The following is a 22,280-nucleotide window of genomic DNA, read 5'->3' on the forward strand; positions in this document are numbered from 1 at the left end:
AAAGGTAGTCCTGACGGGTTTAATCCAACCTGCATAATGGTTACATCTGATTAAAGAGGGAAAGTTGGCTTATCATCATGAACGATTTGTTCGACGCCTGAACCGCCTGCGTATACATCTGGATATTAACGTAGCTGGTGGCAGCATCCAACGCTGAAAGCTCCTGGATAACCTGTTCGTGGGAAATTTTAACATCTGAATGGGCATCGCCGATAAGCGTCAGGCGATTTTGTTTGCCGCCCAGCTCGGTATACACCGAGGCGATACTATCGCTGGATTTTTTAGCCTCGCCCAACAGCAGCTTTAAATCGTCGCGGTAATCCGCACCTGGCGTGGCCATTTTGTCACTGACGGTTTTCAGCAAATTGAGCATGCTGAGATCGTTATTGCTGCCGGAAAAGGCCTGGCTAATATTAGTGTTTTCCGCAATCTCAATACCGTTTGCCACCGTCGTGGCACGGCTGGCATCATTTCCGGCATAGAGATAAGTTTTTGAGGCTTCATCAAAAACCACCGGTTGGGTATTGGTTTTGGTGCCAGAAAAGATGTAGTGCCCGTCTTCATTTTTGGCATTCATCGTCGACACCAGCGACTCCAGCATTTGTGACATCTCATTGGCGAATCCCCCCATATCTTTCTCGCTATAGGTGTCGTTGCTGGCCGCCAGCAGTTTGTCATTCAGCGCCAGCAGCTGCTCGCTTAACGCCGTCACGTGGGATTCCTGAATCGACAGGTTGCCGGACAGGCGCGTGATGTTGCTCTGGTACTGGTCGATTGCCGACTGCTCGCGGTTTAACTGCACCAGACGGCTGCTGGCCACCGGGTCGTCAGAGGGCACATTGACGCGTTTTTGCGTCGCCATCTGCTCCATCAGTTTGCTCAGGCGCGCGCCGTTGTTGTTCATCTGGTGCAGCATTGCGGAAGAGTGGTAAAGACTGCTGATACGCATGGTAAATTCCTTTTTTCCGTTATCAGAACAGCATCAGCAAATCGCTGAAAATCTGGTTGCCGGTGGCGATAACCTTCAGGTTGGACTGGTAAGCCTGCATATAAACCTGGAGGTTCATCGCCTCTTCATCCTGGTTAACCGCACTCAGATTATCGCGCTGGGTTTGCGCCTGGTATGAAACGGCGGTTGCGGCATCCAGCTCGGTTTTATTCTGGCGGCTGGCAATCCCCACGGTGCTGATAATGGCGGCGGCCGCTTCATTCACGCTCATATTGCCCATATTGCCAATGGGCAGATCTTTGTTTTTCAGATCAATTAGCGCCTTCAGATTATTGCCGTTGCCGCTTTCGTCGGCTTTATCAGAGAGCGCCAGCTCGTCTGGTTTCAGATCGCTTACCTGCAACATTCCTTTGCCGCTGCTGAGATCAAAGACAAACAGTGGCTTACCTTGCTGACCGTTCAGATCAAAGCCATTGGCCAGCTGCGCGTTAAATTCTTTAGCAAACTGCTCGGCCATATCGCGAACCGAACTTTGCATGGTTTTTAGCGTGCCTTGCTCATAATCGTTAAGCGCGCCCAGCTGCCCGCCAATCGCCGCTGAGACGCCAAAAGTGGTATTGAGGAACTCCAGCGAAACTTCCTGCTCGCCCTGCTGATTCATGGTGGACTTGAGCTGCCCGAAATGGCGGCCATTTACCAGCGGCTGGCCATCGTTAAGCGAAACGTTGTAGCGCCCGGATGCATCTTCAGAAACTTTTACGCTCACCATACTGCTGAGCTCTTTCACCAGCTCGTCGCGCTGGTCGCGCAGCACGCTGGCGTTGCCGCCTGTGGCTTCCTGGTCGGCAATTTGCTGGTTGTAGCTGGCAATATTTTTACTGAGCACATTGACGTTGCCCACCAGCGCATCACGCTGGGTATTGATAGAAACTTTCTGGCTGCTGATAAAGCTGTCAACGTTGTTAAAACGGGTCGCCAGAGACTGCCCTTCATTGAGCAGCTGCTGGCGCAGAGCCGGTGAATCCGGCTGGGTGGTCAGCGCATTGAGGGCGGCGAAAAATTTGTCCAGGCCGCCGCCGAGGCTGGTGCTGTCGGTGCCGATCACGCTTTCCAGCGCCCCGAGATATTTTTGCCCGGCGGAATAGTACTCGGCGCGGGTATTGCTGTGCCAGACCTGGTTGACCAGGTACTGGTCGGAAATACGGCGAATGCTGTCGACCCGCACGCCATTGCCGGCGGAAAAACTGTCACCGTTGGCGCCAATCGCGCTCTGAATGATCCCCTGGCGGCTATAACCCGGCGTCAGGTAGTTCGCCACGTTCATCGACGTGGTGCTCATTCCCTGCCGCGCAGCCTGCGCACCGCTAAAAGCAATATTGATGATATTCATGTTTTCCTTGCACTTATCGCGTCACGGGGAGAATAGATGGAGCAAGCTCCTGCTCTTTAGCAGGTAAAGCGACCCCTTCCCCTGTTAACTTAAGGGCGCGTTCCATGCCCTCAACCTGCGGCCCCAGCTGTTTAATAATCAGCGCGGCAATTCCGCTGCTGCGCTGGGAGGCTAACATTGATGCGAGCTTGTCATCATAAAAATCACGCATCATATTTTGCTGCTTGCTGGAAAAGGGATTGCTCCCTTCCGCCAGCACATCCGAAGCTTTGCGCATCTGGCTTAGCATCGATCGTAAAAAGAGCGCCTCGAACTGTTCCGCCGCTTGCCCAAGATTCTGGGCTTTCTGCGTGCCGGTAAAGTCACCCGGAATGGCGCTGGTGCGTGCCGTCAGCGAATCGATCATCTTATCTCCTTAAATGACTACCAGTTCGGCATCCATTGCCCCGGCTTCGCTTAACGCCTGCAAAATCGCCATGGTGTCATCCGGCGAGGCCCCGAGGCTGTTAAGCGTATTGACGATACTACGCAGGCTGGTGCCAGCCGGCATCAACACCATCTGTCCACGTTCGCGGTCAACATTAATATTCGAGTTTGGCGTCACTACGGTGTTGCCCTGGCCGAACGGCGCGGGCTGGCTAACCTGCGGCGTTTCCTGAATCGTGACCGTCAGGTTGCCGTGAGAAACCGCAGCGGCACGCACCACCACACCATCACCAATAACAATGGTGCCGGTGCGCGCGTTAAAGACCACGCGCGGCTGTTGCCTGCCGCTGGTGATTTGCAAATCTTCAAGCGTGGACATAAAGGCTACGCGCGCCCCCGGCTGTTCCGGTGCCCGCACCATCACGTTGGTGGCACTTTGCGCCGTGGCAATCGCGCCAAATGCCTGGTTAATGGCCATCGCCACGTTGTTGGCGGTTTTAAAACTAGGCCGCTTCAGGTTGAGCACCACCTGGCTATTGGCCTGAAAGTCGGTCGGAATTTCGCGCTCAACGCTGGCACCATTGGGCACCCTTCCCACCGTTGGGGTATTCATAGTGATACTGGAGCCGCTGTCACCTTCGGCTTTAAAACCGCCCACCACCACGTTGCCCTGCGCCAGGGCGTACACTTCCCCATCGGCACCGCGTAGCTGGGTCAGCAGCAGCGTGCCGCCGCGCAGGCTTTTGGCATCGCCAATAGAAGAGACTGTGATATCAATGGATTGCCCACGGGCATACATCGGCGGCAACGTGGCGCTGATCGCCACCGCGGCAACGTTTTTCACCTTAGGGTCAATTTTGGCCGGCATCTGCACGCCGAACTGGCGCAGCATGTTGGTAACGGACTGGCTGGTAAACTTCACCTGGTTTTTATCCCCGGTGCCGTCCAGCCCGACCACCAGGCTGTATCCCACCAGCTGGTTGCCACGCACACCCTGAATATCCACAATATTGCCTAAGCGTTCGGCATAAGCCTGACCGATAAAGGCCACCAGGAGCAAAAAACCTGACATTACGATACGCATGGGTTTCTCCTGATTAAAGCGGGAACAGTGGATGATTAAAGAAGCGCGTCAGCCATCCCGCCGCGTTGGCGTCGCTTAAAGCTCCGCGCCCGGCATAAGAGATGCGGGCGTTGGCGATACGCTGGGAAGAAATGGTATTCGCGGGCGAAATATCTTCCGGCCTCACCAGCCCCGACACGCGCATATATTCGTCGCCCTGGTTGAGGGTCAGCCATTTTTCACCGCGCACTTCCATGACGCCGTTGGGCAGCACCTTATGCACCGCAACGGTGATAGCTCCGCGCAGCATGTTCTGCTGTGCGGAATTAGCCGCCCCCTTGAAGTTACGATCGCCACTGATAGAGCCGCTGGCTTTATCCAGCGTTTTGCCGAACACCTCCGGCACCCCTATCGTCACGTCGTTTTCCTTACCAAAATTGGTGGTGGCCTGCTTGCTAGACTGGGTCGATTCGTCCAGGTTAACGGTCAGAATATCCCCCACGCGGTAGGCACGACGATCCTGAACCAAAGACCAGCTGTAGCCGCTGTTATACAGCCCCCCGCCCGCAACGGCAGGCGTCACCGCCGCGGCCTCTTCCGGCGGCGCGTAGGCCGCATCATCTTTCTGCACGAACAGCGCAGGGCTTTCACAACCCGTTAAAACCAGGGCGAACAGCCCAATCAGCATTTTATTTTTCATTTCCCTTCACTTATTCCGCGCAATCCCTGCGTTTTATAGCGTCTGCGTGATGAACTTCAGCATGTCATCGGCAGCGGAGACCATTTTGGCGTTCATTTCATAGGCTCGCTGCACGGTGATCATATCCACCATCTCTTCCACAACCTGCACGTTGGAGCCTTCCAGCGTGCCCTGCTCCAGCTGCCCTAATGCCTCTTCCCCGGGAACGCCTTCCACTGGCGCGCCGCTGGCAACGGTTTCACGATACAGATTGCCGCCGATTGCCGAGAGACCGGCCGGATTAACAAAATTCACCAGCGTGATTTGCCCCAGTTCGACCGGGTCGACCTCATCGGCCACCAGCACAGAAACGGTGCCGTCTTTGGCGATGTTGACCTCTTTGGTATTCACCGGCAGTTCGATCTGAGGGATCAAAGGTTGCCCCTGTGCGGTGGTGACCACACCTTCGCTGTTGACCTGCAGGTTGCCCGAGCGGGTATAGCCCACGGTGCCATCCGGCATTTCAATCTGGAAAAAGCCTTGCCCGGTGATAGCCACATCCATTTTCTGGTTAGTGACCTGCATACTGCCCACGGTGAAGGCTTTCTGCGTGCCGACAACCTTTACCCCGCTGCCGTACTGCATACCGCCAGGGGTGGCGGTATCCTGGTTGGCCTGCACGCCTGGCGCACGCATGTTCTGATAGAACAGATCTTCAAACACCACGCGATCGCGCTTAAAGCCGGTGGTGTTGACGTTGGCGAGGTTATTGGAAACCGCATTCATTTTGGCGTCCTGCGCCGCAAGGCCGGTCTTACTGATCCATAATGCTGGATTCATACTTTATTCCCTTAAGAGTCAAATCAGGTATTGCGGATCACGCGATTACCGGCCTGGGCCAGATCTTCTGCCACTTTCATCATCTTTACCTGCGCCTCAAAACTGCGGTTCAGGGCGAGGCTTGAGATCATTTCGCTGATGGCAGAAACGTTGCTGTTTTCCAGATGTTTATTGGCCAGCGTTATCTCTTCGCTGCGTGGCTCAATACGGTTGTTGCTTACCAGAAAACCGTTTTTATCTTTGCTGAGCTGGTCTGTCGCCACGTCCACCAGTTTGATACGGTCAACATCCATTAATGCGTTGATGTCCCCGTCCTGCGGGACGATGGAGATGGTGCCGTCACCGGCTATGGAAACCTGCGCGAAAGGCGGCAGCACAATCGGCCCGCCTTCGCCCATCACCGGCTGGCCGTTAATGGTGAGATCGCCATCCGGGCTGACATTGATATGCCCGTTGCGCGTATAGACTTCCCGGCCGCCCAACTGGAGCGCAATCAGGCCATTGCCAACGATGCCAACATCCAGGTCGCGCCCGGTTTCCTCAAGCGAGCCGGAAGCCATATTCACGCCGCCATTGGCGTTTTGCACCACGTAGCGGGAGTCGTAGCCGCTGCCCTGTACCTGCGAGGACATGGCTTTATCCAAATCGCCACGAAAGCCGCTGGTGTTCACGTTTGACAGATTATTTGCGTGCACCTGCTGCTGCATCAGGCTGCGGCTGGCGCCGCTCATCGCGGTATAAATAAGATGGTCCATTACACCGCCTGCATCAACGCGTTCATCATATTGTCGTTGGTGCTGATCACCTTGGTATTGGCCTGGTAGTTGCGCTGCGCGCTCATCAACCCCACCAGCTCAGAGGTCAAATCGACGTTTGACTCTTCCAGCGCGTTAGATTTGATATAGCCCAGCAGGCCGCTGCCCGGTGCGCCAATCAGCGGCGCGCCGGAAGTCCCGGTTTGCGCCCAGGTGGTGCCGTCCTGCGATTGCAGACCGTTCGGGTTGGCAAAGTTGGCGATAATCAGCTGCCCCTGCAACATGCGCTCGCCGTTGGAGAAGGTGGCATAGACGTTGCCCTTTTCATCCACCTGCTGCCCGGTACGCTCACCCGATGCGTAACCGTCGCCCTGGTTGCGGCTGACGGAGAAGTCGGAGCCATACTGGGTGGTGCCGGCATAGCTCATCTCAATAGCTAATGGACTTGCTCCATTAATCGCAACATTGAGATCGGTCATACCAGCAGGTTTCAGAAGAAGCCCAGAATCACTAAACTCCACCGCTATTTTTGAATCTGCCGGTGCAGTTAACTTCTGCCCATCAAGACGCAGGTGAGCCGTCCATTGGTTATCACTATCTTTAACAAAATACTGAGTAAGCGTGTGCTCACGGCCAAGAGAATCGAAGACCTGTGTGGTGTAAGTATTGTTGTAAGTTGTTTCGTCTTTCTCATTAAAGTCGATGGCATTACCTTGAGCATCCGTCTTTGGGATCGCTTTTGCGTTGGCATCAAAGTTAGCAGTAAAATTAATCTGTTCTGTTGCTCTTGCCGGAATTGAACCGCTTCTGATACTCAGATTGCTGACCGTACCCACCTGCAAATTACCGTTAGCATCAACCGGGTAACCTTGCATATTCATTCCCAGGTTATTCACCAGGTTGCCGTCTTTATCGGTACCGAAATACCCGGCGCGGGTATAAGAGGTGGTGCCGGTACTGTCGCGCACCACAAAAAATCCATTCCCTGAAATCGCCAGATCCAGCGAGTTGCTGGAGGAAATAATATTGCCGCCGCGGGTAATACTTTGTGTTATGCCGGTGACGCCCACGCCCAGAGGCTGGGACTGCGCATAGAGCGCGGAAAACTCGGCGCGCCCGGATTTGTATCCCACCGTACCGGTATTGGCAATATTGTTACTGATGGCCCCCAGCTGCTGGCTGATAGCGTTAAGACCTGACGTTGCGATGCTAAAACTCATGATTTCATCCTGATGACAAAAGTTGTTACGCCCGGCGGCTGCCGGAAGCCTGTCCACCAAACTGACTGATGCTGCTGTACGGGACTTCTCCAAGTCCGGCAATTTTCAGCATCGTGACGCCGCCTTTTAGCGGAATACGCACGTTGCTTACCGTGCCGCCAATTTCCAGTGGAATTGACTGCTCGGCAGTATCGGTCACGGCACTTAATGTGTACTTCCCTTCCGGTAAACCCAGCTTTTTGGCATCCAGCGTGAAGTCTACCAGGCCTGCCTGCTGGCGGCCGAGTTCAATCTTATGTTCGGTTCCGGTGGCGTCTTTCACCTGCACCGTAACCGATGCAGCGGGGTGCTCAAGCGTTAAACGGCCGTTGAGCACTGAATCGCCCTGCAGCTCCACGCGATCGGTTTGCACCATCACGTTCTGCCCCACCAGGTTGGCCGTGGTCAGCGTCTGCAGGTTATCCATCATGATGCTGCTGTTTTGCATCAGGCTGGCGACCTTCTCCATCGATTGCACCTGGGAGAGCTGCGCCAACTGCCCGACATACTCCGTGCCGTCGGTTGGATTGAGCGGGTCCTGGTTTTGTACCTGGGCTACCAGCAGCTTCAGGAACATATCGTTCATACCCGAGGCGGACTGCGCGTTAGGGGAAACAGAACTTCCGGCGCTTTGCTGGGAGTAAGTTGACGTATCCATCACATTCATAAATTACCCCTCACCGAGACGCAGCAAACTTTGCTGCATACTTTTAACGCTGCTAAGCACTTCAGCACTGGTTTCAAAGCCGCGAGAGGCGGACATCATGTCGGCCATCTCCTCCACCACATTAATGTCCGGGTAATAAACGTAGCCCTGGCCGTTGGCCATCGGGTGATGCGGCTCATAGCGGGAAACCGCCTGGCCGGTTTCCACCACGTCCATAATCTGCACGCGGGCGCCGGCAAAGGCGTTATTCCCGGCAAGCTGGCTATTCTGGTAGATGGATGCAAAGACCGGGCGACGTGCTTTGTACACCGTCTCTTCGCTGGCCGATGCGGCATCGGCGTTGGCCATATTACTGGCGATGGTGTTCAGCCGGACGGTTTGCGCCGTCATCGCTGAGCTGGAAATTCGATAAATGTCCGTAAAAGCCATACTTTCTTCCTGAACGAATTATTTGCCTTCGATGGCAGCCCGCAATCCCGAAAACTTCAGCTTCAGGAATGTCAGGCTCATTTGGTAATCCATGCTGTTTTTGGCGAATGCAGCCTGCTCCACATCCAGCGCCACCGTATTACCGTCCGCAGACGGTTGATAAGGCAGGCGATATTTCACCTCTGTGCCGCTCCCCGGAAACAACGACTGCTTTGCACGTTGCATCTGCGCGGCAAAATCAATATCTTTAGCCTTAAAATTCGGGGTATCCACATTGGCAAGGTTGGTGGATAACAGCTCGGCCCTGGTCAGTCGGAGCTGTAATGCCTGGGGATGAACGCCCAACGCCTTGTCAAAACTAATGCTCACTGTCACTCCTTTACAGTCTTGCTTCCTCTCTGTACGCCCGGCACAGATTTCTCGAAGAGGAATCATTTAATAGCAATTTTCATGCCATGTTTATAACAACATGATTTTCCAACATATAGCACACAGAGACACACCTATGAGGAAGAACCACTTCCCCCTGCTGGTTATCGGGCTAAGCATCGTCAGCGGCACGGCACACGGCGCCGTACCCAGCGCCGCCGCTCAGATTGAGCAAGCCGCCAGCAAAGCCGCACAAGCGGAAATCCGCACCATGGCGCGCGGCCAGGGCTGGGGCAAATATGGCGTACAGCCTGAAACCGTTCTGCCGCCGGAAGCCACCGCGCTGCCGCAGTGCCCGAAAACCCCGGTTGCCACTCCAACGCCTGGCAGCAAGCGTATGTTGTACCGCCTGCGCTATGACATCATATGCCCGGGCGAACAGGGCTGGGCGCTGACCGTTGCGGTCAAAACGGCGGTGAATCTGCCGGTGGTGGTTGCCATGCATACGCTGGAACGGGGGCGCGTGATTGACAGCCAGGATGTGGTGCTCAAGGTTCAGGATATCGCACCGTTAAACGGCCTGTTCCTGACCAACCCGCAGGATGCGGCCGGGCAGACGGTGAAGCGGCGTATTAACGCCTCACAAATTGTCACTCCGGCCCTGCTGGAGCAGCCTGTAATGGTGGAGCGCGGGCAGAATGTTTTAATCACCGCGCGGCTGGAAGGCATTGAGGCCAGCACCAGCGGGGAAGCGATAAAGCAGGGGCGAAAAGGGGAAGTTATTCGGGTGCGCAATACCAGCAGCCAGCGTATTGTCGATGCGGTCGTTGTCTCTCCGGGAGTGGTGCGCATCATCGCCCCGGCAAGATAAACGCTATTTTTCTCACGGCGATTAAAGTTTGCTGCCCTTGACGCCGCTTTACAGTGATACAAGCAAATGCTTACAGACGATTTCTGGTTTAACTCGGGAGAGAATATGAAAATTAATCAACACCACTACTCGCCAATCCAGCCGACGCAGACCAGCAGCGCGACCAAAGAGATCGGCGAAACAAAATCCACGGCGCCTTTGCGCAGCAGCCCTGTTGCCGCCATTGACCCGGTGTTGGGCGATGCGCAGAAAGCATTACAAAACCTGCCAGAGATCGATATGGCGCGGGTAGCGGAAATGAAGCAGGCGCTTAGCAACGGTCAGCTGCACGTCAATCTTGATGACCTGACGCTCTCAATTCAGAAATACTTTCAGCGGTAATGATTATGCAAACAGCAGGCCAACGGATGACCGCTTTGTTGCAGGATATGGTGCAGGACAGGCAGCGCTATATCTCGCTTAAAAATTTGCTCGAAGAACAGCGCACGCTATTGCTGGAGCGCGATAGTGAACAGCTGGAAAAAATGAGTAAGCAATTGCTTGAAATTTATAACTTATTATCAGAAAGCGCAGAACGCAGAACATCAACGTTATTATCTCTGGGTGTAACAGCAAGTGTTGAAGGGCTTAATAAATTATTTAGTCATCTGGATGAAGATAAAAAAGATAAAATATCTGTTCTGCTGCAAGATATTCAGCACCAGGCCAAAACATGTCAGCTCCTGAATGAAAGAAATGGTATGGTGCTACAAATGCAAGCAGATATCATCGCTAATCTAGTCAATAATAGTGAAGCAGGCAGCGGAATTTATCATCCATAAAAATAAAACACATCTCCTCCTATAAATAATTTTATTTAACTGCCACTATCAGAACGTAATCGCTCAGATGTTCACCGAACCCGATAATAAATCAGACATTAGCCAGAGAGAGATTGAATTAGGGATTCAGTATGATGATACATAAATTTCATACTAAAAAACACCGATGATAATATTGCATATTTTTAATATCTAAGCATCTTATTTTTCAGTGTATTACGGATATCAGGACTTCCAAGATTAATAGATTATGTGTAAAACGTAAAAAGGCATAGAGTTGATCTGACGATAACCATATTTAATATATGGCCGAGTATTACCTCCCTGGAACGCTAAATTAAATTAGGGAAGTCACAGAGCGCTTATTTAATAAAACAGAAGCTGCTCATTAATTTTTGAACGATCTGCCGTTGGAAGAATGCCGAGTAATGACTAAGGACTCGGCATTTAAAATTACAAATCCGTTAATTAATTGCAAAGAAAACTCAACGATAGACTACAGGAACAACATCCATGAGCCTCTCGGCATCAACGCGCAGCGGGTGATCTTTCACTGATGAACCATAGACATACGGTTGATAAATATCAGAAATATTCTTTGAGCTATAATACTCCCATATTGAGAAACACGCTTCATAGCGGTCATAATAATCCATGCCAGGCGCCCTAACATGAAAATCCTCAGCAGGGTCTGGAGCAGCGTATTCAACTGTTTTATCACATACAATAGGTACCGGTAAGATAGCAATTCCACCAGGCTTTAGTATTCGGTGTATTTCTGAAATTGCTTTCATATCATCCTGAATATGTTCTAAAACATGTGAAGCAAAAATAAAGTCAAACTGCTGATCAGCAAATGGCAAATCCTGAATGTCAACCTTAAAGTCCACCCCTTCCATCTCTATATCAGCCGTTTTGTATTCCCCGAAAATATTGGAGAACCATGTCCGAAATGCGGACTCTGGAGCAAAATGCAGTGCTTTCATTTCAGAAGTTTTTTTATCTGCCAGAACGTGTTGTAAAATCATAAATTGTAATCGGTGCCTTTCCAGACTAGAACACCGAGGACAAAGCGCATACTGGCGATTACGGAATGTTAGAAATGAACCTTTAAAACTGCACAATGGGCAGTGATACTGATTAATACTCATGAATATTCACTCTCCGTTCTTATAATCATTAATATTAAACATTTCATAATATAAAATTTATCATTTACACAGTTATGTTTAAGATCGAAAAAAATTAAATCAATATCAACAAAGCAACATTTATCATCAAAAGATGCAAACAATAAAATTAAGAATTAATTTTCATTCAGCAACTGGACATATAATCATGATTTCGACTCCGTACTGAATACTTTTTCTATGAAATTTTTCTGATGGCAAAACTTTGATTTTCGATTGTCTCTGCTGTTATGAAAATCAATTCCCAGCCAAAAGTAACGCAAAACTGATGAACGGCTTCGATGACACCGTAACGATACCATTTTATAAAATTACCCATAGTGTAATCATGTCCAGAAATTATCCCCCCCACTTTCAGTTTTGGAGCATACAAGCAAAGTTCCCGAATGGTAGTTTCATAAGAATGGTCAGTGTCAATATAAATCCAGTCTAGAGATTGATCGGCAAAATCGCTGGCCATCTCAATGGATAGACCCCGTTTTATTTCCACACAGCCTGAGTCAAGTTGCTCTCTGAATTTATCGGTAACCTGGTTAAAAAGACCATCATGATAACGTTGGGTATGCCATGCATCGACCAGATAAAGTTTACTCGGCGTACAAATACGAAGTATTTTATCGCTAAACGCTCCCGAATCGACACCTATTTCGGCAACGACTGCATTTTTAGGCATATTTTCAAGCAACGTTTCACGATCTAACAGAAGCTGGCAATTTGCAATATTGCTCTGCTCTAGCTTTATTTTTGGCATCAATTTCTCATATTGCTCTTTTTGCTTATGAGCCATTTCCATATACTGTTCAATAATGGAATTAATTAATCGCTGGTTGTCTATGGTCAAAGTCATTATTTCCTATTTAGAAATCAAGAATACATAATGGATAGTAACTGGCTTCATTGAAAACTGATATTTATCAATGAAAACTGCATGCTAAATAAACTCCAGAGCTAGGCAGGGTTAGTTTTTTAATTACCATTTTATCTGCCTATTCATGCATCCGACTAAAAATATAAAAATCTGCAAATGATGTATTACTTTGATCATTAATGTCAAAGGGATACTTGTTAGGGATTAGATTATGAAAACCCCACTTATCGGCCATATTGCTGATTATCCAATCAGTAAATTTACGGTGACGAACATGTTTAACATGTCCTCCGAGCAACAGGTTCAGTTGTTCGTCGTTGGAACTGTAAATAATAACAAATCGTTTTGCTGCACAGAATAATGTTTCCATATATCTTTCGAAGACATTTTCTTCAATAAGATGATAAAGAACATCAAGTGAAAGAGTTAATTCAGCTTGTTGTCCATTCCACTGATTGACCGAATAGAAGCTTTTTGTCGAATCGCTAGCGAATCGGTTGTTACACCGCTGCAAAGCATGTTCGGAAACGTCAAAACCTGTATAACAAGGATAGCGAGAGAGCGACAATTGGTTACCATCACCACAGCCAAATTCCATTACTGATTGAATATTCTCTTCAGCAACAAAATGATTAATTATTTCTGCTTTAAAATCAGCAAGGCAACCGTATGAACCTGCACCTGAGTTTCCTTGTAACCGATAACGATCGTCCCAATACTGTGCCGAGTGTTCAAAAGTTAATGTAGCATTTGTCATTGCTTATTCCAATAATTTAAAAGGGGATATGGCGGAAAGATTCCGCGATTTGAACACCATGAAGAATCGTGTGTTTTAGCTCAGAAATCAGTGTCGGGCTGTTATGGATATTGGGTTGTAGCGCGAATACGCGGTGATAAAGATTCGGTAACTTTTCGCCCAAATAATGTTTAATACGTTGAGAATCAAAGGATTGCATAAACAAAACCGGGAGGCTTGTGAGTGGCAGTTCTTTATCCGTAACAACTAAGATATTAAATTTTTTATCCTCCTGAATACCCAACAGCTGAATATGATCAAGCAAAGTATCAAGCGGTGTATTAATCGCATCCAGAATAATAGTCACATTATCTACCCCAGTTTCAGCATAAAGCATCTTCCGACGCTCCTGAATAAAACTATCTATTTCTTTCCATGCTTTCCCTGGGAATAATGCTTCCAGGCGGTAACGTTTCAGGATATTTTCAAAGATGCGATATTCATATGTCGTATCTGTCGATTTACCCATACCAGTAAGATTACCGTCGTGCAGGCGATAAGAGATATTACAATGAGCGGTAAAAGCCACGCTGGCACGCCCCACAACACGAGACCAGAATTCATAGTCATGGGCTCGTAAATATGTGGTGTCATAGCCTCCCACATCGCCATAAAGTGAACGAAGAACGCAACTCCCAGGGTTAGTAATAAAGTTGCCGTTTGGCAATTGTGATAGCCAGTTCGCCGGCGCGTAATTATAAAGGGAGTAATACTTTTTCTCGCCAACAAGCGATTCCATTGCACACGAAATAACATCTACTCGTGACCAGCGTTGTAAGAGTGTGCGGTAGTGAGAAAGTGCATTTTCATGAAGAATATCGTCACTGTCTAACCAAACCAGATATTCCCCTTTGGCTTCGGCTATACAACGGTTACGTGTGTCCGGGGCATTGGTATGCGGTTTAGCAACAATACGTAATCGAGGATCATTAATCTTAGCCAGTAAGTCCAAACTGGCATCCGAAGAACCATCGTCCACAACTACGACTTCAAAATTGTGGTCACGCTGATTCAGCGCTGAGCTGACAGCCGAAAGAACATATCGCTCTCTGTTATAGCAGGGGATAACAATTGAAAATAACGGCGATAGCGTCGTTACCGGTTGCCAGATTTTAAGATATTCATCAGGCAATTCTTGTTGGCGTAACAGTGTCTGGGCCTCTTGCGCATAGTTTTTTGGAGCCTGGTTGCCCTCGCTGATATGCGTGACCGCTTCATCAATCGATGTGAACAGATAGTTCGCGGGTAAATATTCACTCAGGCCACCGGGCGCGTGGAATGCGACTGGTTTTAACCCAGCCAGCATAGCCTCGAATATCCCCATACCCTGAGATTCATTATAACTTACTGACAACAAAAACGACTTGTCTGAATACCATGCTGCCATCTCTGACGCCGCAAGATTGCCACAAATGACGATATTGTGCTTTAGGCCATAAATATCAATGAGTTGACAAAAACTGTCGTACAGACACTGATCTTCAATCCGTCCGGCAATAAAAAGCTTATAACGTGGGTCTTTCTTGGCGAGTGTTTGCAAAATAGGTAGAAGCATCACCAGGTTTTTTTGCGGCGCAAAACGGGCCACACAGGCGATGTAATATGGATTACGTCTTTTTGATATATGTGTAACAGGCTGATGACCTGTCAGATTGGCGAGTACAGTCACTTTAAGATATTGGGGTAATTTAGAACCCAACAGCGATATAAAGCGTTTCTTCATTGCCTGACTAACTAAAATAACTTCGTCGACGTTTTCCCAATTTATTTGCGCAATCGCATCACCATAAAGTTCATATCTATGAATTCGGCAAACAATTCGGCAATATTTAGGTAGTTGACTGGCAGCGATGATTGCCGAGTCACCCCACTCAAACCATGCGACATCACAATGGCGCAGCGCATTAAGCAACGCTTGCTGAGTAAGATTGGCACTAGAGAGTTCACTGACGGAATGCCCTTGTTCACGCATAAGCCGCATCACTGGCTGCATAAAATGGAAATTATCATTGGTAGCATTAACAACAATGCGTTGTTTACCTTCACCTAATGCAACGAAATGATAAGTACTGGGCTGATCGGTTTGCCCGATACAAGCATAACCCTTTTGATTCAGGTGCCATGAAACTATGGAAAATTTGTCTAAATTTGCACCTTCGAGTCGCAGTGGTGCTCTAATTTTCACACTTTCATCGACGAGGGCGAGTAAGGACTCTATCGGCATATCAGCCGCAATAACGCTTTGTAAACTCATTTATCAGACCACATTTTAATTTTCTAAGAGGTATTGAGTAAACCGCAGAAAGCTAGCGGATATGAGACATACCTATTACCGGCGACACAGAGAGAAAAAAACTTAAACCTTTTTTTCTCTTTTTCTTTTGTTGTCAAAAAAATAGATGAGTATACGCTGAGACAACAAAACCTATAATTATTACAACATATTATCTTTATAAAAACTCTAATGACATTTTCATGCAATTCAATATGAGAAGCTAATTTTATACGTCACGCACATATTCTAAGAGAAAATTAATTCCCATCAAACAATTTAATCGCAACACCTTCATAGCTTATTACCTCCATATAAAAAGGTATAAAACACCATCCCAATAGGATTTTATTCCAGACAATAGCGCCGCAGGAAAAAAGCAGCATCGCTTCATAATTTTCGACTTTCTTATTTGTGCTCAGGAATAAGAACATCCATTTTTTCCCGGATTTATCGCTGATTTCCACTTACTGTCTACCATAGTTTACTCTCAAAAACTGCCTTTTATTCAGTAACTAAAAATTCCTTTTGGGATAGTTTCTCACATGCTATTCAGCATAAATGATGATTACCGAAAAATATTAGACCCACCAATTACTTACCATTATTAACTGAATATTATAAATATCACCTTATATATAGGGTTAGAACATTTTATATTCTTGTATTTTTCGCTGCTCAGTATACATTGTGAGATACTCAGAAACTTTTTCCATATGTATGTTATTATATTTATTGAGGCAAATGAACGTAGCGGTAGCATTAAGTACCTCTACTGGAAAATATCCGAGTGGTGAAAGTAAATTCATTATATCAGTATAATCTTTATGCGTGATACATTCAAAAGCCAAGGCTGGCTTATGTTTTTTTAGCGTATTAACACTTCCTTGCAAAACATCATATTCCATACCTTCAACATCTATTTTAATCAATCCTATAGAACGCTCACTATTTTTTATCTGAGAAATATCATCAAGTACCATAATCGAAACTTTTATGGTACTGTTATTTTTATTAGCATCACGGCTAAACGTCCCATTATTATCACCAATACTTTTAGACAATAAAACAGAACCTTCACATTTTCCCAGTGCAGTTTCCAATAAAGTTACTTTTTCTGAAACATTATTCAAATCTGCATTTATAGAAAAGCAAAGTGCATTTTTCCGCACAGGCTCAAAAGCGATAACATCCCAATTTTTTACCAAGCTAAAGTATATACTATGATTTCCAATATTAGCTCCAACATCTATAACCAAATGATCATCTGCATTGAAAAAGCTAAAAAAATTCAAAAAGTCACACTCATAAAATTTTTTATCAGCAATTATGCGTGATGGGAGATAGTCATCATCAAGATGAAATAGTTTTACCTTTTTGTAATTGTGAGTAAATTCCAAAATGTTAAATACATCATTGCTAAATTCATCTTTTATAACTTTAATTTTATCATCAATTGCAAGATTTTTTAAATTGGGGTCAACGTTCATGTAACATAGCCTTATTAATAAATGGGAAATGTATAATAAAGACAAACAACAAAAATCATTCATAATCTGATGCTGCTTAAAGCGATCCAATATTTAACAAAAATTTTAATTGGATACATTAGCATATTGTGTTTATCTGATGCTTACCTAACAAAAAATTACATTCGCATAACATTAATTATTCTGATAGCAGAGATCATCCTACGCTATTATTCAATAGCGGGCATATTGTGCCCGCATGATAATCATAATAAAGCGAAACCACTGAGTAAAAGATTTTCAGAATCCTGATTTATATTAACTTCAATAGTTTTCACTCTCTCATTCCATTCAAAATAAGCACTAATTAAAGCAACAACTTGCTCCTTTTCAAAACATGCTATTTCTTCACAGTAAATAGCAATAATCATTTTTAAGCGAAAAATATGTTCTGCCAAATAAAAAAAAGAGGCCCCATAGCTCTCATTAGAATCAGGAAATGTAGTATTGTATATCATATAAATCAATAGGTTATTGAAAATCTCTTGATTTGATTTAAAAAATTCATCACCGTGTTCCCACGCAACCTGGATCTGATGTAGTCGTTCAGTGAGACGTTCATCATTTAAGATCGTTAGCTCACTTAGCTTCAACATAAATGCCATTTTATGTTCAAAAGGAAGATTAATATCTAATTTTATCTTACCAATTTCCTTTAGCGCTTGTAATCTAATTTGAATGATTTCTGGCAATTGATTCATCTGCTGTTGAATTTGGTTATTATCTGCCAATGAATATAAATTGCGAGAAAGTTCATCAAGCATACTTATATCGGAAGTAATTTTACTATTGTCTTTATGTACTTTACTCAACAAAACACCGATTAGATAAATCTTATGTTCTAATGAGATTCCGGGATAGATAGCAAAATTTATACACAACTGATTAATCATCTCTAAACTAGTATTTAATAATAAAGATGACTCACTGGAAATTTTACTTTCATGTAAAATAAATGATTGGGGGTTTAGCAAAATTTCTTTTGCTGCCTTTAAACATGATATAGAAAGACTTTGCCGATGCTGATTTTTCCAACGCAAATTTACAATTGGGAAATTTTCCTTTCCACTTTTGCAAGCTTGACATCTGCATTTCTCATGATCGGCGTTAAACCTTTTAACATATTCAGGCTGATAATTATCAATAAGCTCCATTTATATACTCTCCTATATAACGTGTAAATTAGTTATGTTTTTTCTGAAAAAGTATGGGTTATGTCCGCACCGACAACGTCGGTACAATTCCCCTGATGTGACAAATACGCAAAGCTTGGATAGAAACCTAACCACAGATCTTCTTTCATTTTTATCTGCCAGGCGGCATTTAAGGATGCCTTTTCGTCTTTAGCCATGGTGTAGAGTTCTATCAGAGCCTGGTAATAGCTTGAATTAACGGCATACGCACAAGCACAATCAGCCCCCGTAATACGAGCGACGCCCGGCAGGGATTGCATTGGTCGTAATGAATCATGCTGCGCGCCCAGCAGTATGACTTTCCAGTCAATTGATTCAATATTATTGAGTAAGCCATTTACATTTTTAACGAAATTTTCTTTTTTCACAAATTGAATAGCGCCATCAATAATAAGAATATTTTTCCACTCTTGTTCTTTAGCCCATTTCAATACCACGAGATGAGTCTCTAACTCATCCGGGCTCTTTTGCTGGAAAATTAACTGTTGCGGTTTGATACCAAAATCTACCAGACTATGCCTGATCGTTTCGGTATTCGTGTCACCGCTATTTTGCAGAACAATTATCTGCTCAAATACCTGCCAGTTAACCGGTTGTGTAACAGGAGCATGGCTCAAACGACGGTAATGCGTGAGCAAATTTGCATCAGTAACAAAATCCTCAAGCGTTAAATCTACGGCTTCACAGGTTCCTAAAACAAAGTCTTTATCGTAAGTATTGGCACTATGAGATACGCAAAGAATCGCGTTCCGTGGCTCCACTTGCAGCACAGGTGCAGTAAAACCATTCAGGAACGGCCCTTCCTCGGCCAGCATATCTGCGTCCCGGTAACGATGTTTTTTCAGGTAATTGCGGTGGTAACCAAAAGTGCCGTTTAAAGCATGATTCTTGCCTAAAGAGGTGGTGCGATAAATTTTATCGAGGTGGCTATACCATATATAAATTTGATCACAGCCAGAAAACACCGCTTTATGGTGCATCATTTGTTCGACCTGGTAGCTAACCTTATTCGCAGGATAATAATCGTCATCATCGAAACAAATTATATACTCACCCGTGGCCAGTTCGTTGAGCATGTTTCTTTTTTCACCCAACTGCAAACGACGCGGACTATGAATATAACGCACATTGTCGCTATTGTTCATCGTCAGCATATTGACCAAGTCTTCATTACTTTCAGCAGAGTCATCCAGAATGATCAGCTCACGACGATCCGCTGGATAGTCCTGGTAATAAAATTGATAAATCAAATATGGCAAAAAATCTCTCCGGTTGTAGCTTGGAGAAATAACGCTCACAAATGGTTTCCGTTCCTGAGCCTGCTTTGATAGCTGTTTATTTAGTAGCGACCCCATCAAATTAGGTCTATTTTTTGTCGACTTCATGAGTTATCTCTGACGCTGGCGACGCATCCAGCTCTGCGTAGACATTGCGTCCGTGGTTTTTTGCTCTTTACGCGTTGCCTCATCGGCAAACTTATCCCGCCGCTGCTCAAGCACCAGTTGATAACCGCGCTCACGGCGCGCCTCATGCAGTAAGTTCTGCTGGATCTCCTGCATTTTCATATCCGCCAGCGCCTGCTCCTGCTTTTGCCAGTTGATAATGCGCTGAATATTTTTCTTGTACTGCGCCTGATTGGTCATCATTGCGGCATGGGTATTTCCGGGGCTTGCAGGCGTGACCGCCAGATTATTCAGCGCCTGGATATTGTTTTCATAGCGCTGGCACATCTGCTTCTGGGAAGATAATTTGCCGCTCAGATCTTTCACCGTGCGGGCACGAATTTGTACCAGCTGTTCGAGCGTGCTGATGGTTTTTGGCATCCTTTACCTCATCTTCTCCGGGCTTATGAACGCTGCACCAGCGACTGCAAATCTTCGATGGTATTTTCCAGCGTCGCCCCAAAGCCAACTTCCTGTTGTAAATAGTGGTGAATGGCGGGCGCTATGCCAACCGCTCGATCCACTAACGGATCGCTTCCCGCGACGTAGCCCCCCAGGGGTAACATCGGCTTGATATTCATATATTCGCCGTACAGCTGTTTGACGGTACGCGCCGCGCGCTGGTGATCGTTCGTCACGATCTGCGACATACAGCGGCTGATCGACTGGGAAATATCGATGGCCGGATAATGGCCCGCTTCCGCCAGCTGGCGCGACAGCACAATATGGCCATCAAGCACCGCACGGGCGCAGTCGACGATCGGATCTTGCTGATCGTCGCCTTCCGCCAGCACGGTATAGATCGCCGTCATCGTCCCCTGCCCTTCGCTGTTGCCCGCGCTTTCGACCAGCTTTGGGATCAGGCCAAACGCAGAGGGTGGATAGCCTTTGGTGGCCGGAGGCTCGCCAAGGGAGAGCGCAATTTCACGCTGCGCCATCGCATAGCGCGTCAGAGAATCCACCAGCAGCAAAACATCTAACCCACGGTCGCGGTAATAGCTGGCAATCGCATGGCATAATTCGGTGGCTTTCAGGCGCATCAGCGGCGATTCATCAGCCGGAGCGGCAACAATCACCGATTTCGCCAGCCCGCTTTCCCCAAGCGAGTGTTCGATAAACTCTTTCACTTCGCGGCCACGTTCGCCGATAAGCCCCACTACTACCACATCGGCACGGGTATAGCGGGTGATCATGCCTAACAAGACGCTTTTCCCCACGCCGCTGCCCGCCATCAGGCCAACGCGCTGGCCTTTGCCAATCGTGAGCAGGCCATTAATGGCGCGCACGCCGACATCCAGCGGTTCATCAACCGAGCGGCGGGTAAGGGGATGAATTTGTGCGATATGCCGGGGAAGCGGGGTTTCACCCTGCAGCTTTCCCTTTTGATCCAGCGGCTCGCCCAGGCCGTTAACCACCCGACCGAGCCACTGCATGCCCACCAGCACCGACTCTTCTTTTTCCGCCGGGTAGACTTTCGCCCCGGCAATCAGCCCCACCGGATGCTTAAACGGCATCAGATGGGTGATTTCGTGGTCAAACCCCACCACCTGCGCATCCATCATGCTGCCGTCGTGGCTCTCTATGCGGCACAGCTGCCCCACCGCCAGCACGCAGCCTACGCACTCCAGCAGCAGACCGTTGACTCGAACAAGGCGCCCCGCTACACGGGCGAGGTTAATATTCTCGATCGATTTGAGCGCCTGTTCGAAATCCAGTTTATGCATCCTGCGTCTCCGGCAGGAGGGTTTCTTTCAGCACATCCATGCACTGCTGCATACGATGTTCACAGCCAATATCCATTTCTGTGGTTTCAGTCACCACCCGGCATTCCCCCGGTAGCATTTGCGGATCGGCGCACAGGCCCCACTCTTTTGCACGCTCTGGCTCCGCTTCGCTGATACGGCGGAACTCTTCCGGATTCAGGCTCACTTTCAGCTGTGATGGCGTTTTAGCAAGGCTGGTCAGCGCTTCTTCCACCAGCGTCAGCAACTGCGTAGGATGCAGCGTCAGCTCACAGCGGATCACCTGGCGAGTGACTTTTTCTACCAGCTGCAGCAGCTCATTACGCCGGCGTGATTCATAATCGGCCAGGTACTCTTTGATCTGTTCAGTGATGGAGTCGAGCGGCTGCGCGGCATCCATAAACAGCTGATGCCCTGCGAGTTTGCCTTCGTCATGGCCTTTACGCATGCCTTCATCAAAGCCTAAACGTACGCCTTCCTGATAGCCTTCGCCGCGCCCCTCTTCCAGCCCCTGCTCGAATCCTTGCTTCATCCCCTCCTGAAAGCCGTCGGCAAGCTGCTGTTGCAGGCTGGCGTTATCCAGGAAAGGGGCGGCAAAGCCATTCTCACCCGCCGTGGCATCAAGCAGATGGCGGCTGCGGTGCAGCGGCGGAAATTTATGTACTCTCGGCCTTGGGGTGGCGGCTGAGGTCAGCGGTTTGGCAAAGCGTGATTTGGTCTGCTGGCTCAT

General features: G+C 47.6%; 24 protein-coding genes and 1 pseudogene. 3 read left to right on the forward strand and 22 right to left on the reverse strand.

The features are described from left to right. Positions 1 to 40: 40 nt before the first annotated feature. From flgL to EHN07_RS05805, 11 genes and pseudogenes are all read right to left on the reverse strand, one after another. A complete protein-coding gene (gene flgL, locus EHN07_RS05755) occupies positions 41 to 949 on the reverse strand; it encodes a flagellar hook-associated protein FlgL (protein WP_124023229.1) in 909 nt (302 codons plus the stop codon). A gap of 22 nt (positions 950 to 971) precedes the next feature. Beyond that, a complete protein-coding gene (gene flgK / locus EHN07_RS05760; RefSeq protein WP_124023230.1) occupies positions 972 to 2,339 on the reverse strand; it encodes a flagellar hook-associated protein FlgK in 1,368 nt (455 codons plus the stop codon). Positions 2,340 to 2,460: 121 nt separating this feature from the next. Further along, a pseudogene (locus tag EHN07_RS05765) lies at positions 2,461 to 2,745 on the reverse strand (rod-binding protein); the annotation flags it as partial. Positions 2,746 to 2,754: 9 nt separating this feature from the next. Further along, entirely contained in the window at positions 2,755 to 3,849 is a 1,095-nt protein-coding gene (locus tag EHN07_RS05770) for a flagellar basal body P-ring protein FlgI (protein WP_124023232.1), read from the reverse strand. A 13-nt stretch (positions 3,850 to 3,862) separates the two neighbouring features. Then, positions 3,863 to 4,528, reverse strand: a complete 666-nt coding sequence (gene flgH, locus EHN07_RS05775) for a flagellar basal body L-ring protein FlgH (RefSeq protein ID WP_124023233.1) — start codon at positions 4,526 to 4,528, stop codon at positions 3,863 to 3,865. A 33-nt stretch (positions 4,529 to 4,561) separates the two neighbouring features. After that, entirely contained in the window at positions 4,562 to 5,347 is a 786-nt protein-coding gene (gene flgG, locus EHN07_RS05780) for a flagellar basal-body rod protein FlgG (protein WP_124023234.1), read from the reverse strand. Positions 5,348 to 5,370: 23 nt separating this feature from the next. Next, positions 5,371 to 6,102: a flagellar basal body rod protein FlgF gene (locus EHN07_RS05785; RefSeq protein WP_124023235.1), complete on the reverse strand. Its 732-nt coding sequence runs from the start codon at positions 6,100 to 6,102 to the stop codon at positions 5,371 to 5,373. After that, positions 6,102 to 7,322, reverse strand: a complete 1,221-nt coding sequence (gene flgE, locus EHN07_RS05790) for a flagellar hook protein FlgE (protein WP_124023236.1) — start codon at positions 7,320 to 7,322, stop codon at positions 6,102 to 6,104. The genes EHN07_RS05785 and flgE overlap by 1 nt, the downstream gene beginning before the upstream one ends. 25 nt (positions 7,323 to 7,347) lie before the next feature. Beyond that, entirely contained in the window at positions 7,348 to 8,028 is a 681-nt protein-coding gene (flgD, locus tag EHN07_RS05795; protein WP_124023237.1) for a flagellar hook assembly protein FlgD, read from the reverse strand. Positions 8,029 to 8,031: 3 nt separating this feature from the next. Continuing rightward, positions 8,032 to 8,457: a flagellar basal body rod protein FlgC gene (gene flgC / locus EHN07_RS05800; protein ID WP_124023238.1), complete on the reverse strand. Its 426-nt coding sequence runs from the start codon at positions 8,455 to 8,457 to the stop codon at positions 8,032 to 8,034. Positions 8,458 to 8,475: 18 nt separating this feature from the next. Further along, positions 8,476 to 8,826 (reverse strand): flagellar basal body protein, encoded by a 351-nt coding sequence (locus tag EHN07_RS05805; protein WP_124023239.1) that lies wholly within the window; start codon positions 8,824 to 8,826, stop codon positions 8,476 to 8,478. 136 nt (positions 8,827 to 8,962) lie between these two features. Here EHN07_RS05805 and flgA point away from each other — a divergent pair, with 136 nt between their 5' ends. The 3 genes from flgA to flgN all read left to right on the forward strand — a co-directional run bounded on the left by flgA (position 8,963) and on the right by flgN (position 10,518). After that, positions 8,963 to 9,697, forward strand: a complete 735-nt coding sequence (flgA, locus tag EHN07_RS05810) for a flagellar basal body P-ring formation chaperone FlgA (RefSeq protein WP_167467288.1) — start codon at positions 8,963 to 8,965, stop codon at positions 9,695 to 9,697. 105 nt (positions 9,698 to 9,802) lie between these two features. Next, complete coding sequence (gene flgM / locus EHN07_RS05815; RefSeq protein WP_124023241.1) at positions 9,803 to 10,078, forward strand: flagellar biosynthesis anti-sigma factor FlgM; 276 nt, start codon at positions 9,803 to 9,805, stop codon at positions 10,076 to 10,078. A 5-nt stretch (positions 10,079 to 10,083) separates the two neighbouring features. After that, positions 10,084 to 10,518: a flagellar export chaperone FlgN gene (gene flgN, locus EHN07_RS05820; protein ID WP_167467289.1), complete on the forward strand. Its 435-nt coding sequence runs from the start codon at positions 10,084 to 10,086 to the stop codon at positions 10,516 to 10,518. Positions 10,519 to 11,003: 485 nt separating this feature from the next. Here the strand turns inward: flgN and EHN07_RS05825 are convergent, their stop codons facing one another. From EHN07_RS05825 to fliH, 11 genes are all read right to left on the reverse strand, one after another. Further along, the gene (locus EHN07_RS05825) at positions 11,004 to 11,546 is read right to left on the reverse strand and encodes a class I SAM-dependent methyltransferase (protein ID WP_208646982.1); all 543 of its coding nucleotides are present in this window, start codon (positions 11,544 to 11,546) and stop codon (positions 11,004 to 11,006) included. A 340-nt stretch (positions 11,547 to 11,886) separates the two neighbouring features. After that, entirely contained in the window at positions 11,887 to 12,555 is a 669-nt protein-coding gene (locus EHN07_RS05830) for a class I SAM-dependent methyltransferase (RefSeq protein WP_244202361.1), read from the reverse strand. Between the two features lie 139 nt (positions 12,556 to 12,694). Continuing rightward, on the reverse strand, positions 12,695 to 13,333 hold the full coding sequence (locus EHN07_RS05835) for a class I SAM-dependent methyltransferase (protein ID WP_124023244.1): 639 nt from the start codon (positions 13,331 to 13,333) through the stop codon (positions 12,695 to 12,697). A 16-nt stretch (positions 13,334 to 13,349) separates the two neighbouring features. After that, positions 13,350 to 15,626, reverse strand: coding sequence for a glycosyltransferase (locus EHN07_RS05840; protein WP_124023245.1), 2,277 nt, complete (start codon positions 15,624 to 15,626; stop codon positions 13,350 to 13,352). Between the two features lie 278 nt (positions 15,627 to 15,904). Then, positions 15,905 to 16,111, reverse strand: coding sequence for a hypothetical protein (locus EHN07_RS05845; protein WP_124023246.1), 207 nt, complete (start codon positions 16,109 to 16,111; stop codon positions 15,905 to 15,907). A 177-nt stretch (positions 16,112 to 16,288) separates the two neighbouring features. After that, on the reverse strand, positions 16,289 to 17,134 hold the full coding sequence (locus tag EHN07_RS05850) for an FkbM family methyltransferase (protein WP_167467290.1): 846 nt from the start codon (positions 17,132 to 17,134) through the stop codon (positions 16,289 to 16,291). 245 nt (positions 17,135 to 17,379) lie between these two features. Continuing rightward, on the reverse strand, positions 17,380 to 18,327 hold the full coding sequence (locus EHN07_RS05855; RefSeq protein ID WP_124023248.1) for a hypothetical protein: 948 nt from the start codon (positions 18,325 to 18,327) through the stop codon (positions 17,380 to 17,382). Between the two features lie 32 nt (positions 18,328 to 18,359). Next, positions 18,360 to 19,751, reverse strand: coding sequence for a glycosyltransferase family 2 protein (locus EHN07_RS05860; RefSeq protein WP_124023249.1), 1,392 nt, complete (start codon positions 19,749 to 19,751; stop codon positions 18,360 to 18,362). 3 nt (positions 19,752 to 19,754) lie between these two features. Beyond that, complete coding sequence (gene fliJ, locus EHN07_RS05865; protein WP_124023250.1) at positions 19,755 to 20,189, reverse strand: flagellar export protein FliJ; 435 nt, start codon at positions 20,187 to 20,189, stop codon at positions 19,755 to 19,757. A 23-nt stretch (positions 20,190 to 20,212) separates the two neighbouring features. Continuing rightward, complete coding sequence (fliI, locus tag EHN07_RS05870; protein WP_124023251.1) at positions 20,213 to 21,532, reverse strand: flagellar protein export ATPase FliI; 1,320 nt, start codon at positions 21,530 to 21,532, stop codon at positions 20,213 to 20,215. Then, a complete protein-coding gene (fliH, locus tag EHN07_RS05875; RefSeq protein ID WP_124023252.1) occupies positions 21,525 to 22,280 on the reverse strand; it encodes a flagellar assembly protein FliH in 756 nt (251 codons plus the stop codon). The genes fliI and fliH overlap by 8 nt, the downstream gene beginning before the upstream one ends.

Origin of the sequence: Buttiauxella warmboldiae, from assembly GCF_003818135.1 — a bacterium.
GTDB lineage: Bacteria > Pseudomonadota > Gammaproteobacteria > Enterobacterales > Enterobacteriaceae > Buttiauxella > Buttiauxella warmboldiae.